Genomic DNA, 12,899 nt, shown 5'->3' with positions numbered 1-12,899 from the left:
TAGCCAAGAAATTTATTATTAATTTTAGGAAATACTATAGCTGACCCAAGCAACACGTCATACCGCGATTCATTTCATAACTGTACGAACATTGTAGTGTGGGCCACCAGTGGGGTGTCATCCGAGTAGCTTGACTACTTGGATCCAGAAAAAAGAATGGTGTCATGCAAGTAGCCTCCTTCTCCTGTCATCCCAGCGCCCAGAGGTGTCATCCGAGTAGCTTGACTACTTGGATCCAGGAAAAAGAATGGTGTCATGCAAGTAGCTGACACTGGTCTCCATCCAAAAGGGTGTCATCCCAGTGCTTGACACTGGGATCCAGGAAACTTAATTGCAAGTAATGCATTGGGTTTGGTGAGTATGGGTTTTGCGTTATAGAATGAAACACTTTTGGTGAATTTGTAAAGAAAACTGGATCCCAGTGTCAAGCACTGGGATGACACCGTCTTGGATGGAAAACTGGATTCCAGTGTCAAGCACTGGCATGACATCATCTTGGATAACGTCACGCGCTGGAATGACAAAGAAGAGTGGGCTTTCATATGGTTATGCAAGAAGTCTACTGAATGTAAACCAGTTTCTCACACACACATTTTACTACGTGATCAGCACTGATATTAAAATGCTCATAAAGTGTTTTATAAGGTGCTGATTCTCCGAAGCTTTTCATGCCAATAAATATACCGTTTGAACCTATGTATTTATGCCAACCCATTTCACTTCCGGCTTCAATTGCAACTTTAATGCTGTCATTATTTAATATTGCCGCTTTATATTCATCGCTTTGCTCGTCAAAAAGCCTCCAGCATGGCATAGAAACAATCCTTGTACCTATACCCTTTTCCTGCAATTTCTCCCTTGCTTCAACTGCAATTTCAACCTCGGACCCCGTAGCAAATATCGTCACTTTTAATTCTTTTGAACATTCACACAAAATATATGCACCAAACTTCGATAGATTAGTAGATTGATCGATATCAGAATGCATGTAACTTACGTTTTGCCTTGAGAGCGCAAACAGTGCAGGTGACTCTTTTTTTTCGAGTGCAATGCTAACACACTCCAGAGTTTCAACTGCATCGGCTGGCCTAAAAACATATAGATTTGGTATAGCACGCAAAGAGGCTAAATGCTCTATTGGCTGATGAGTTGGGCCATCTTCTCCCACTCCAATTGAGTCGTGAGTCATGACATACATAACCTGCTGCTTCATCAGAGCTGAAAGACGTATAGCAGGACGGCAATAGTCGGAAAATACCAAAAAAGTGCCGCCATAAGGAAGAATCGCGCCGTGAAGTGCCATACCATTCATACATGCTGCCATAGCGTGCTCTCTCACTCCATAGTGGACATAAGAGCCTCTATAATTATTGCTATTTATTACCTGCATGTGCTTATATTTAGTGCAATTTGACCCAGTAAGATCAGCAGAACCGCCGATTAATTCCGGCATATGTTGTGTTAAAAGTTCCATTACCATGCCGAAAGAAGAACGTGTAGCTTCGTTTGGCATTAGCTCACATATTTGTTTCTTCAGGTCAGCTAAAACACCAGCGATATTATCTGGTAGACGTTTATCTAACCGCCTTTGAAGTTCTTTATTTTCACTGGATTCCAGTGTCAAGCACTGGAATGACACCGAATTGATGTTATCCGGCAGACGCTCATCTAGTCGCCTTTGAAGTTCTGCATGATACCCTGTCATCTCAGCATTCTCTTCTGTCATCCCAGTGCTTGACACTGGAATCCATTCTTTTTCTTCTTTCCTAGATTCCAGTGTCAAGCACTGGAATGACATCGTGTAGTTTTGTTTTGCTCTCTCAACAGTTTTCTTCCAGGCATTTTTCACATCTTCTGGCACATGGAATGGTTCATAATTCCAGTTTAATTTCTCTCTCATCTGTTTAATGTCTTCCTCCAAAAAAGCACCACTGTGAGCAGAGGATGTGCCAGCACGGCTTGAAAACTTTCCGATAATGGTTTTGCAGCAGATCATTGTAGGTTTACCAGACTTTTTTGCTTGCTCTATTGCAAAGGATATGGCATCAAAATCGTGGCCATCAATTTTGTCAACATTCCATCCATACGCTAAGAAGCGTTTCTCTACATCATCAGAGCAGGAAAGACAAGTAGCGCCATCTATAGAGATATCATTATCATCAAAAAGGGCTATGAGCTTATTCAATTTAAGATGCCCAGCAAGTGATGCTGCTTCATGGCTTATTCCTTCCATAAGACAGCCATCCCCTAGCATCACATAAGTGTAGTGATTGATTCTAAACTGCTTTTCAAGTATCGATTCAGCAAGTGCCATGCCAACAGCAGCGGCAAACCCCTGACCGAGCGGGCCTGTTGTTGCCTCTACCCCGGAAGTCAAGCCGAACTCTGGATGACCTGGGGTCTTGGATCCCATTTGTCTGAAGTTTTTTAGCTCATCTACGCTAATATAACCTGTCAAATATAATATTGAGTATAGTAACATTGACCCATGACCGTTTGATAAAACAAAGCGATCTCTATTGAACCATTTAGAATCATCAGGATTATGATTCAGATATTTAGCAAACAAAACAGTTGCAACATCTGCCATGCCAAGTGGCATACCTGGGTGTCCAGAGTTTGCTTTTTGTACTGCATCAATTGATAAAAAACGGATGGCGTTTGCCATAGATTTTAAATGTGAATGATTCATGTGTTAATAGAAAAACTTAAAAATGAAGTATAAAAGATTATATCAGCAAAAACAAGTTGACACTGAGTGCTAAAATCCTTAATAATCTAAAGTTAAATCGTGAGAGTTTTTATATGACAACTGTTATCACTAGAAAGTATAGGATTAGCCGTAGACTTGGTGTAAATTTATGGGGTAGAGCTAAAGACCCAGTAAACAAAAGGAAATACCCTCCAGGTCAACATGGTATTCTTGGATTCAAGAAGTTATCCGACTTTGGTAAGCAGTTTGCTGCACATAAGAAATTTAAGTTTTACTATGCGATTTCAAGTAAGCAGCTCAGACGTACATTTTTAGATGCTTATAACAGAAAGGGTTATACGGCTGATAATTTTATCGGTATCTTAGAATCGAGATTAAGTTCTGTTTTATACCACTCTGGTCTTGTTCCAACAATTTACTCAGCAAAGCAGCTCATATCTCACAAGCACGTTACAGTTAATGATAAGGTGGTTAACATATCGAGTTATCGAGTGAAGCCAGGTGATATAATAAAAATAAGAGAAAGGGTAGCAAAAATTCCTGTAGTAGTAGAGGCTGAACAAAAACAAGAGCGCAAGGCTCCGGATTATTTAGAAGCAGATAGTAAAGAGCATTCAGTGAAGTATTTGAGGTCACCTCAATATTCTGAGGTTCCTTATTCAGCAGACATGGAAGTCAATTTAGTAGTAGAGTTTTACTCTAGATAGATAAAAAAAGCCCGTGTGGCGGAATCGGTAGACGCAGCGGACTTAAAATCCGTGGGTTTTGCGACCTTGGGAGTTCAAGTCTCCCCATGGGCACCAATTTAACTTAGCAGATAAATACAAAAAAGTATGAAATGGCTTGATATAGAAGATATTGTAGAAGCTCTGGAGGAAAAATTTCCAGATGAGAATATAATTAGTATCAGATTCACTGAGCTTAAAAAAAAGGTCTTGAGTTTAGAGGAATTTGATGATGATGAAAAACGCTGTAACGAAAAAATACTCGAAGCTATTCAAGCAGCTTGGATTGAGGAAAGATTAACCGCATAGCAATAAACCATACGCAAACGTGATTTCTATTACAATTTGCATATTGATTATGCTATTTTTTGGATCTAGCCTAGCAAGTTAATAATAATTTAACCAATTACAATTAAAACAGCTATAAGGTTAATTATGAGGCAAAACAAAAATTTTTGAATGGAACGACTTACTTGACAAGTGCTACGTTGAGATAAGTTTTACATAAAAATACTGCTTTTTATGGTGTGAGGCCAGAGGGTAGAGTCTTTGTAAAGCAGTTAGAAGGTTGTCATCTAAGTAGCGTGACCAGGGCTAGATTCCGCGAACACGCCGCGGAATGACGACTATGGTCATACCGTCACGGTATCTCACAAACATGTAGCAGTAATGACAAAATCTCAAGTTATATGTATACTTTTATATTATCTACCTACTAAAAAAACAGAAAAATGCTCAAACGTAGCGGTCCAAAAAAATTAAAGTCTATAATAGAAAACTATGCATTAAAATGCATGAAAAATAAGATTAGCAAAAATGAAATACGTCTGATTTTAAACTGGCGAAATATAGTAGGGAAAGAAATAGCAGAGTGTACAAAACCGAAAAAGATCTCATATGCACAGAATATAAATTCGGGTGTGTTGCATCTGGTAGTAACAAATGGCAGCAAAGCATTGGAAATTCAGCATATGATTTCTCTTATAATAGAAAAAATTACGATATTTTTTGGTTATAAAGCAGTATATGGTATAAAAATTAAGCAAGAGAGTATTGACTATTTGACTATATAAGGTAATCTAAGTACATAGAATAATTTGGTATATTGAAGTGAGTAGAGTTTGTGAATTAACAAATAGAAAAAAATCTTTTGGTAATAAGGTATCACATTCGAATCGTAAAACAAAGCGTACCTTTCTTTTAAATTTACATAAGGTTACGTTGACGAGTGATATATTGAATAAAAAGTTTAGATTTCGTGTAGCAACAAGAACTTTGAGAACTATAGATTACAAAGGTGATTTGGATGCTTTTTTGCTCAACACAAGAACGATTAAACTAAGTGAGAAAGCGCAGAAGATAAAAAGAAGGTTGAAAAAAGTTTTAGTAAAGCAAGAGGTAGAGTTAGCCGTTTCAGATGCATAGTAAGCCTCCATGGCTTAGAGCAAAAGCTCCGACCGGTGAAGTATTTAATGAGACCTTAAACACCGTTAAACTGCATAACTTACATACAGTATGTGAAGAAGCTGCATGTCCAAATATTGGTGAGTGTTGGAATAAGCGTCATGCTACTGTGATGATTCTCGGTTCTGTTTGCACTCGTGCTTGTGCATTTTGCAACGTTGCAACTGGCATTCCTGATAAACTAGATCCTCATGAGCCAGAAAATTTAGCAAAAGCGATAAAAAAGTTAAACTTAAAGCATGTTGTTATTACTTCCGTTGATCGTGATGATTTACCAGATGGTGGCGCAAATCAGTTTATACAGTGCATAGAAGAAATTAGAAAGATAACTTCAGAAACAACAATAGAGATTTTAACTCCTGATTTTTTAAATAAGAAAGGAGCATTTGAAGCAATCGCTGTTGCATCACCTGATGTCTATAACCACAATATTGAAACAGTGCCGAGATTGTATGCAAAAATAAGACCACGAGCTCGCTATTTTCATTCACTATATTTACTGAAGATGGTAAAGCAGATTAATCCTAAAGTTTTCACAAAGTCGGGGCTTATGGTTGGTCTTGGAGAAACAAAAGAGGAAATATTTCAGGTTATGGACGATTTGCGCAGTGCTGAGGTTGATTTTATTACAATTGGTCAATATCTACAACCAACTCCAAAACATGCAAAACTTGATAGGTATGTTACCCCAGAGGAATTTGAGCATTATAAATACATTGCTTACTCCAAAGGTTTCTTAGTGGTTGCATCAAGCCCACTAATTCGGTCATCATACCACGCTGAAGAAGATTTTAACAGGCTCAAGGCCTGTCGTTATGTTAATTCAAATTAATTTTTACCAATTATAAAGGAGTTGAGAGACTTTACGTAATGTCTACTATAAAAATCAAGAATAAATCGCAATTAGTTAAAGAGGTATTCGATTCCGTGGCAAGTCGCTACGACACCATGAATGATATAATGAGCCTCGGAATGCACAGATTATGGAAGGATAAGATGGTAAATAGTGTGCATTTTACAAAAAACTCTCAGGTTTTAGATGTTGCTGGAGGAACTGGAGATATAGCAATAAGAATAGTAAGAAAAGAGCCAAGTGCTAAGGTTACAGTATGCGATATAAATCAAAATATGCTAAGCAGAGGACGTGATAAAGCTATAAATTCAAACCAAATTAATTTTGATTGGGTATGTGCAAGTGCAGAAAGTTTACCATTTGAAGACTCCGAATTTGATTATTGCACAATAGCTTTTGGCATTCGAAATGTTTCTGACCGTAAGAAGGCTTTAAATGAGGCGCACAGGGTATTAAAACCACATGGAAAATTTATCTGCTTAGAATTTGCCCCTATGCACTATCAAAATGAGATATTTACCAAACTTTATGACTTATATTCATTTAAAGTAATTCCTAAAATTGGCAGCATAGTTGCTAAAGACAAGAGTTCTTATGAATATTTAGTGAAGAGCATCAGAGAATTTCCAACTCAGGCTGATTTTAAAATGGAGATTGAAGAGGTAGGTTTTAAGAATGTTGAGTTTCATAATATGAGCTATGGAATAGTGGCATTACACATTGGAACAAAATGAATATTAAACTCTGGTATAGAACCCTAGATTATTATCTCATCCTTCCAGTGTTTTTTTTGCTCACTATAAGCTTCATTCTTGTTTATTCAGCAAGCCCTGTAATTGCGCAGCGTCTTTCTCTACCACAGGATTATTTTATACGGCGCCATACAATTTATATAGTCCTGTCACTAATTACCTTGGTGACATTTTCTTTTCTCAACACAAGAACTATACTTAACCTCTCATTCGCAGGTTTCATTTTATTTACTATTCTAGTGGCAGCTGCGATAATACTTGGTATAGAGGTAAAAGGTGCGAAACGATGGTTACATATTGTCAAAATTTCAGTTCAACCATCTGAGTTCGTAAGGCCATTTTTTTCTATTGTTATAGCTAGTATCTTAGCCAGCGAAATGAAGTTTAAAATACACATATCAATCATAATATTTCTGTTAGTTTTTGTGTTGTTACTTTTGCAACCTGATTTCAGTATGTCTATGCTTTTAACATATTCTTTTATTGGTCAAATGTTTATTGCATGTATACCATTTTTATACTTTCTATGCATAATAGGAATGGCCACAACTGGAACTACAATAGCTTACTTATGCCTCCCACATATAAAGCAAAGGATTTACAATTTTGTCTTTTTTACGCAGCGGGATAACTTTCAAGTCACAAAATCATTAGAAGCATTCAAAAGAGGTCAATTAACTGGGGTTGGACCTGGTGAAGGTAGCGTAAAAGCCTCTCTTCCTGATTGTCATACAGATTTTGTGTTTTCTGTTTTAGCAGAAGAATTTGGTTTGATTACGTGCTTAGCCACATTGATGTTATTTGGTATCATTTCCGCCCGCTTGCTTTACGTTGCATATAGGGAAAATGAATTATTCAATCTGTTGGTGATTCTTGGTATCTCAATTCAATTCATCACACAATTCATAATAAACACAGGGGTAACATTGAGTATTTTTCCCACCACCGGCATAACCCTGCCACTACTTAGCTATGGTGGCTCTTCTCTTTTATCTTCGAGCATCGCACTTGGCATAATGCTGTCTTTTAGTAGAAATCAAGCTATCGCATTAAAGTTTCATGAGCGTATTGCGCTTAGAAGACATGCTGTAGACTAATGCCATACCTTTCCCCTTTCCCCTGAAACTAAAATCTATATACTTAACTTTAGAAACTTTAAAATACGATGCGATCTAATATTAGGCAGTTATTTTACTATATAAAGCCTAATCTATCTTATTTCATCATAGCTTTTATTGCAGTTTTATTTTCAGCCTTAACGATCCTCCTCTTTGGCAGGGGTTTGAGCAATATAATTGATTCTGGCGCAGGGCATAATTTTACTACCAAACTATTAATTGCAATACTTATAGTTTTAGCCATTTCTCTCACTGCATTTACTCGGTTATATTTCATTGGCATTGGCAGCGAGAAAGTTATCGCAAGAATCAGATACGACTTATATAGCAGTATCACTAACTTGCAACCAAGTTTCTTTGAGAACACAGGCGTACAAGATGTTATCTCAGCGTTAGTTACTGATACATCTGTGTTGCAATCAATAATAAACAGCAGCTTACTAACCATATTACGAAATTTTGTGATTCTGATTGGCAGTGTTGCCATGTTATTATATACAAATATACAACTAACTGCGTATGCAGCCGCAATAATACCTATACTACTCATTATCATGACCTCACTTGGAAAAAAAGTGCGTAGCTATGCACGCTTTGCTCAGGATAAATTAAGTGAGCTTGCGTCATTTAGTGAGGAAAATTTTAGATCTATAGTGACTATCAAATCGTTTGTACTCGAAGAAAATGAAAAAACCCGTTTTAAGGAGTATTTAAACTCAGTATCAAAATCATACGTAAAATTAGTACTCTTGCGTGCTATTTTAGTAACTCTAGTTATCACGTGTGTGATAGGTTCACTAGTTGTTTTGCTCTTTTTTGGTATTAAAGAAGTCTTAAGCAATAATATAACTATTGGAGAACTCTCCTCATTTGTGTTTTATTCAGCGCTTGCGACAGGAGCTATAAATAATTTGAGCGATAATATCAGTGATTTACAACGAGGTCTTGGAATAGTAGAGCGTTTATTTGAATTTAAAAATATGAAAAGCTCTATAGTAGATCCCGATGATCCTATAAAAATTTGTAGTGTTCAAAAAGGAATTTCGTTTAATGGTGTAACATTTTTTTATGAATCTCAGTCTGATAAGCCAGCGTTAAATAACGTATCATTTTCTATAGAGGCAGGTCAAGCAGTATCAATTGTTGGACCATCTGGCAGTGGTAAAAGCACCATTTTAAAGCTTCTGCTCCGTTTTCATGATCCAAACAAAGGCAGCATTACTATCGATGGGCACAACATTAAGTCAATTGCACTAAATGACCTCAGATCGTTGTTTGGCTTAGTGCCACAAGATCACATGATATTCTCTTGCTCAATAATGGAAAATATACTATACGGCAAACCTGGTGCTGAATATGAGGAAGTAAGGCAAGCAGCTATCAGCGCTTACGCGATGGAATTTATTGATAAGCTGCCTGATAATTTTGATACATTTGTAGGAAAAAGAGGATTAAAACTTTCTGAAGGACAAAAACAACGTATTGTAATAGCAAGGGCCATACTCAACAATCCTCAGATTTTAGTACTGGATGAAGCAACCTCTGCCCTTGATTATAAAAGTGAAAACCTCGTGCAAAAAGCCTTGAGCAAGTTAATGCAAAACAGAACAACGATCGTAATTACACACAGACTATCAACCGCACTCAAGACTGACAAGATTATAGTAATTAATCATGGAAAAGTGGAAGAAGTAGGAACTCATGACTCTCTAATAAGTAAAGACGGGCTGTATGCAAAACTGGCGAAGATACAGTAGGCATGAAATATTGTGTAAATTAAAAGAGAATTTAAGCTATATCGTTGTTGATTTAATGAGTATGCTAGATTTAATGTTAAAATTATTAATTTTTTAATTTTATTATTTTATAATGGTTCCATAGTTATCCGGAAATTTCGTGATCTGTAGTTTCTTTCATTCACGTTATATTCATAGCTTGTTCTATCTTAATGTAATTCTAATTTTGACTGTATAGGAGGTCTCTATGTTAAAACATAACTATAGTGATAAAATCAATAATCGCTATTCATATACTAACAAATTTTCTTATAGTGATGAGGGTGTAGACGAGACGATCAAGGATAAAATCACAACTGAAGATCAGGTAGTAACTGATGATGTTAAAGAGCCTGATGCTGGTAATGATGGTTACAGCGAAGGTATGGCTTTCTCTTACCATGATTACGACAATGTCTTAATATAAACTATGACTTTCCTGATCTAGGAAGATAAAATAGTTAAGATAAACCTTCAACTAGTCCCACTTATTCGCTATATTGTTGGAGGTTTTCATAGTTTTTCTAGTTGATGAACATTTTCAAGCAGGTTTCCTCTCTAATTTCCAGCAAATTAAACGAGTTGAAGCAAAGGGGTATTATAAGCACGAATGCAACAAACTTTATCGTAGAGCCTCCAAGCAATAGAGCGCATGGAGATATTTACACAAACATTGCCATGGTACTTGCAAAGCATGAAAAGAAGAATTCAGTCGAGATTGCAGGGATGTTAGCAAGAGAATTTGAACTTTTTGATGAAGTTGCAAAAGTGGAAATAGCAGGCCCTGGTTTCATCAACATGCACTTAAAAATAGAAGTGTGGCATGGAATTTTAAAACAAATAAATGAGCTAAAAACAGAGTTTGGCACCCTAGATATAGGGAACAATCAGGCCATCAATGTTGAGTTTGTATCTGCAAATCCAACTGGTCCACTGCATATTGGTCATGCAAGAGGAGCAGTATTTGGTGACGTTCTGGCAAACTTACTAAAAAAAGTTGGTTATAAAGTTACTAAGGAATACTATATTAATGATGCTGGAGCGCAGATAGATACACTAATTCGGTCAGTGTATTTGCGATATAAAGAAGCTCTGGGAGAAAAAATTAGTGTTGAAAAAGGTTTGTACCCAGGTGAATATTTAAAACCAATAGGGGAGGGGCTAGCTAAAAAATATGGCAAGGAATTTCTAAAAAAGCAAGATAATCAAATAATTAGGGAATATACTTTAAGTTTTATCTTAGAACTCATAAAGGAAGACATGAACTTGCTTGGAGTAAATCATGATGTTTTTACTTCAGAGTATGAGCTGCAAAAAAGTGGCAAGATCGAAGAGAGTATAAAGATATTATCTGACAAGGGTTTGGTGTATGAAGGGTACCTGGAGAAACCAAAAGGCAAAGAAAGTGAAAATTGGACTTCCAGAAAAGAAATGTTATTTTGCTCTACAAAATTTGGTGACGACGTTGACCGAGCATTGAAGAAAAAGGACGGCATTTGGACTTATTTTGCCTCGGATATTGCTTACCATTTTGATAAGATATCACGTGGTTTTAATAATATGATTGTAGAGCTTGGTAGTGACCACGGTGGTTATGTCAAAAGGCTAAAAGCAGTCGTTTCTGCGCTAAGTGATGATCAAGCAAAAATAGAGGTAAAACTGCATAATATTGTGAATTTTTTCGAGAATGAAAAACCTGTTAAGATGTCCAAAAGATCAGGAAACTTCCTAACAGCAAGAGATGTAGTGGAGGAAGTTGGCAGGGATATCACTCGTTTTATAATGCTGACACGCAAGAATGATATGGTCTTGGACTTTGATTTTGCTAAAGTTAAAGAACAGTCAAAAGATAATCCTATTTTTTATGTGCAATATGCGCATGCTCGTGCTCATTCGTTAATGCGTAATGCTCCAAAAGAGCTCCCAACAGCAGATCCTTCACTTTTAAGGACAGGTGGAGAGCTCTTCCTCATAAAAACCTTAGCAAAGTGGCCAGATGTGGTAGAAATTGCAGCAAGGCTTTGTGAGCCACACAGAATTACTTTCTACTTACTTGAAGTTGCAGAAGCGTTTCACGTTTTATGGGGGTATGGCAAGAGTGATTTAAACATGCGTTTCATACTGGAAGACAACTTAAACCTCACCGCTGCAAGAATGTTTCTCGTGCAGGCCTTAGCACACGTCATCGCTTCTGGACTTTCTATCTTCAATATAGAGCCTTTGGAAGAGATGAGTTGATTTTTTTATGCAAGATTGTTTTTTCAACGAATAGAGAAGTTGACAAAATTAAGTAAAAATGTTATAGTTTATAGTAGTATTTTCTGGTTAATATATGGCTCACAGTCAAAAAAAGCTCAATGTTAATGTAAGTTTTGACAGTAAATTGGCTCAGTATCTTACAGAAATGGCAGAGACTCAAAATAAAACTATTCCTGAAGTTTTAGTAGATTTAGTGGAAGAAGAGTTCGAAGAAGATGTAGAGCTATCCAAAATAGCTGACGATCGCCTCTCTGAAGGTGAAGAAGAAGTAGAGGATGATGAAAACATCTGGAAATAAAACTTACACTATAAAATTCTTAAAAAATGTTATTGAAAAAGAAATTCCAGCTCTTCCGGCAAAGATTAAATTAATGGTTCAGGAGGCCATAAAGAAACGCCTTACAGTTGATCCTTTTAATCTAGGAAAGCCTTTATGTCATAGCTTTAGAGGGCAATATAGGATAAGGGTTAGCAACTACCGTATAATTTACATCATAAATCATTCAGAACGTAAAGTACTTATTACTGCAGTGGGGTATAGAAAAAACATTTACAAACACAGAAGATTACACAATTAAAAATATAAGAAAGATCTCACCGCTGCAACTTGTCCAAGCCTTAGCACACGTCATTGCTTCTGGACTTTCTATCTTTAATATAGAGCCGTTAGAAGAAATGAGTTGATTTTTTTTTGTTACAATATGTAATGATCAAAATATTATTCAAAGTAGGGTAAAGTTATGACGATCAGTTTGAGGGAGTATTCAACTGTATTCACTGAAGTTGCGGAACAGACAGATTTAAATGGAAATAACATAATTGAAAGAATAAAAGGGCATTAGCATAGATCCCGCTAACAAGCAGCGGGATGACGGTTGTCAGGGTGTCAGGCTAGTACCTTCTCTTGTCATCCCAGTGCCCAGACACTGGGATCCAGAAAAGTTTGCTTGTTCACAAGCAAACTAGCATGGAAAGTGGTTACAACATTTTCGATGAGATTATATGGAAAACTGTATTCCAGTGTCAAGCACTGGAATACATCACAGGGGCACTGGAATGACACCCTTTACGGGCTCTTAAATTGCAACTATAAATGTTTAAGAAATTTACCAAATGAAAAAAAAGGCAAAAGAAGCCCCATGGTGGTTGGCTATTTACTATGTACTAAAATATCGGCGTTTTTTTTATTCTAAAACGCTTGATTAAGAGCGATTTAGCTGCTTTTAACTTGCAACTAACC

The 12,899-nt window shown here is 36.6% G+C and carries 17 protein-coding genes and 1 tRNA gene; 14 read left to right on the top strand and 4 right to left on the bottom strand.

Features of this window, described 5'->3' with window-relative positions; genetic code table 11:
- Positions 1-34: 34 nt before the first annotated feature.
- From BA053_RS08245 to BA053_RS00190, 4 genes are read right to left on the bottom strand one after another with little or no spacing between them, the layout of a single operon-like run.
- Positions 35-166, bottom strand: a complete 132-nt coding sequence (locus tag BA053_RS08245; protein WP_255356224.1) for a hypothetical protein — start codon at positions 164-166, stop codon at positions 35-37.
- Complete coding sequence (locus tag BA053_RS07075) at positions 135-272, bottom strand: hypothetical protein (RefSeq protein WP_156518007.1); 138 nt, start codon at positions 270-272, stop codon at positions 135-137. The genes BA053_RS08245 and BA053_RS07075 overlap by 32 nt, the downstream gene beginning before the upstream one ends.
- Positions 273-293: 21 nt before the next feature.
- Positions 294-542 (bottom strand): hypothetical protein, encoded by a 249-nt coding sequence (locus tag BA053_RS07070; RefSeq protein ID WP_156518052.1) that lies wholly within the window; start codon positions 540-542, stop codon positions 294-296.
- 17 nt (positions 543-559) lie between these two features.
- On the bottom strand, positions 560-2,692 hold the full coding sequence (locus BA053_RS00190; protein ID WP_065106640.1) for a transketolase family protein: 2,133 nt from the start codon (positions 2,690-2,692) through the stop codon (positions 560-562).
- A 113-nt stretch (positions 2,693-2,805) separates the two neighbouring features.
- Here BA053_RS00190 and rpsD point away from each other — a divergent pair, with 113 nt between their 5' ends.
- The 14 genes from rpsD to BA053_RS07600 all read left to right on the top strand — a co-directional run bounded on the left by rpsD (position 2,806) and on the right by BA053_RS07600 (position 12,719).
- On the top strand, positions 2,806-3,420 hold the full coding sequence (gene rpsD / locus BA053_RS00185; RefSeq protein WP_065095068.1) for a 30S ribosomal protein S4: 615 nt from the start codon (positions 2,806-2,808) through the stop codon (positions 3,418-3,420).
- Between the two features lie 9 nt (positions 3,421-3,429).
- Positions 3,430-3,516 (top strand) — tRNA-Leu (locus BA053_RS00180).
- Between the two features lie 30 nt (positions 3,517-3,546).
- The gene (iscX, locus tag BA053_RS00175) at positions 3,547-3,747 is read left to right on the top strand and encodes a Fe-S cluster assembly protein IscX (protein ID WP_010962556.1); all 201 of its coding nucleotides are present in this window, start codon (positions 3,547-3,549) and stop codon (positions 3,745-3,747) included.
- 422 nt (positions 3,748-4,169) lie between these two features.
- Positions 4,170-4,511 carry a DUF721 domain-containing protein gene (locus BA053_RS00170; protein WP_010082513.1) on the top strand — a complete coding sequence of 114 codons (342 nt, stop codon included), beginning with the start codon at positions 4,170-4,172 and terminating at the stop codon, positions 4,509-4,511.
- A gap of 37 nt (positions 4,512-4,548) precedes the next feature.
- Positions 4,549-4,863 (top strand): 50S ribosomal protein L28, encoded by a 315-nt coding sequence (gene rpmB / locus BA053_RS00165; protein ID WP_006279619.1) that lies wholly within the window; start codon positions 4,549-4,551, stop codon positions 4,861-4,863.
- Complete coding sequence (lipA, locus tag BA053_RS00160) at positions 4,856-5,734, top strand: lipoyl synthase (RefSeq protein ID WP_065095488.1); 879 nt, start codon at positions 4,856-4,858, stop codon at positions 5,732-5,734. Before rpmB ends, lipA begins: the two co-directional genes overlap by 8 nt.
- Before the next feature lie 38 nt (positions 5,735-5,772).
- On the top strand, positions 5,773-6,489 hold the full coding sequence (gene ubiE, locus BA053_RS00155) for a bifunctional demethylmenaquinone methyltransferase/2-methoxy-6-polyprenyl-1,4-benzoquinol methylase UbiE (RefSeq protein WP_065095410.1): 717 nt from the start codon (positions 5,773-5,775) through the stop codon (positions 6,487-6,489).
- Entirely contained in the window at positions 6,486-7,604 is a 1,119-nt protein-coding gene (locus BA053_RS00150; protein WP_065095091.1) for an FtsW/RodA/SpoVE family cell cycle protein, read from the top strand. The genes ubiE and BA053_RS00150 overlap by 4 nt, the downstream gene beginning before the upstream one ends.
- Positions 7,605-7,672: 68 nt before the next feature.
- Positions 7,673-9,382, top strand: coding sequence for an ABC transporter ATP-binding protein (locus tag BA053_RS00145; RefSeq protein WP_065106639.1), 1,710 nt, complete (start codon positions 7,673-7,675; stop codon positions 9,380-9,382).
- Between the two features lie 226 nt (positions 9,383-9,608).
- The gene (locus BA053_RS00140; RefSeq protein WP_065095089.1) at positions 9,609-9,827 is read left to right on the top strand and encodes a hypothetical protein; all 219 of its coding nucleotides are present in this window, start codon (positions 9,609-9,611) and stop codon (positions 9,825-9,827) included.
- 104 nt (positions 9,828-9,931) lie between these two features.
- Positions 9,932-11,638: an arginine--tRNA ligase gene (argS, locus tag BA053_RS00135; protein WP_065095088.1), complete on the top strand. Its 1,707-nt coding sequence runs from the start codon at positions 9,932-9,934 to the stop codon at positions 11,636-11,638.
- A 94-nt stretch (positions 11,639-11,732) separates the two neighbouring features.
- Positions 11,733-11,957 carry a hypothetical protein gene (locus tag BA053_RS00130; protein ID WP_010962565.1) on the top strand — a complete coding sequence of 75 codons (225 nt, stop codon included), beginning with the start codon at positions 11,733-11,735 and terminating at the stop codon, positions 11,955-11,957.
- A complete protein-coding gene (locus BA053_RS00125; RefSeq protein ID WP_010962566.1) occupies positions 11,938-12,237 on the top strand; it encodes a type II toxin-antitoxin system RelE family toxin in 300 nt (99 codons plus the stop codon). The genes BA053_RS00130 and BA053_RS00125 overlap by 20 nt, the downstream gene beginning before the upstream one ends.
- Positions 12,238-12,563: 326 nt before the next feature.
- Positions 12,564-12,719 (top strand): hypothetical protein, encoded by a 156-nt coding sequence (locus BA053_RS07600; RefSeq protein WP_167347043.1) that lies wholly within the window; start codon positions 12,564-12,566, stop codon positions 12,717-12,719.
- Positions 12,720-12,899: the final 180 nt, after the last annotated feature.

Source organism: Wolbachia endosymbiont of Nomada ferruginata, from assembly GCF_001675785.1.
Lineage (GTDB): Bacteria > Pseudomonadota > Alphaproteobacteria > Rickettsiales > Anaplasmataceae > Wolbachia > Wolbachia pipientis.
This window is presented reverse-complemented; position numbering and strand designations above follow the sequence as displayed.